Source organism: Klebsiella sp. 4_1_44FAA (assembly GCF_000238715.1).
Classification (GTDB): Bacteria; Pseudomonadota; Gammaproteobacteria; order Enterobacterales; family Enterobacteriaceae; genus Klebsiella; species Klebsiella pneumoniae.
The window spans coordinates 1-583 of sequence record NZ_JH414867.1 but is presented as its reverse complement, the minus strand read 5'-3'; the positions used below and the strand labels follow the sequence as shown (position 1 = coordinate 583).

At 48.5% G+C, this 583-nt stretch carries 1 pseudogene; it reads right to left on the bottom strand.

Going from position 1 to position 583, the window contains the following annotated elements:
• Window positions 1-73: 73 nt before the first annotated feature.
• Window positions 74-546: pseudogene (locus HMPREF1024_RS0128025) on the bottom strand (hypothetical protein).
• Between the last annotated feature and the right edge of the window lie 37 nt (window positions 547-583).

Here is a 583-nt window from a genome sequence, read left to right as displayed (position 1 = left end):
ATGCTTTTTTGCAAGTGCTTCTGGAGACAGATGCTCCGAATCCACAAAAAATTGATTATCCATAGGCCACCTCTTAATCACGAAGGAAACCGGTCAGCGGATCGGAGGCGGATGCACCACGGGTCAGCACTCTGCCAAGGCCCGCAAGGTATGCCTTACGACCGGCTTCAATGGCATTCTTGAAAGCAGAAGCCATCATAGGAAGATTCCTGCGGTTGCAAGTGCGGTGTTCGCCATAATAGCGGCGGCGCCCATTTCCATTGCTTCGCAAGCTTGGGACGGTCTTCCGATACCGGCATCTACAATGATAGGCAGGTCAATTTCGTCAATAAGAATCTGAATAAACTCTTTAGTTGCAAGACCTTTGTTAGAACCAATGGGAGAAGCCAGGGGCATAACACTTGCGGCACCGGCATTTACAAGGTCACGGGCCACGTTGAGGTCAGGATACATATACGGCATAACTACAAATCCCTCGTTTGCAAGGATCTCTGTCGCCTTGATGGTTTCCTGATTGTCAGGAAGCAGGTATTTAGAGTCACGCATAATTTCAATTTTTACGAAATTACCGCAGCCAAGCTCA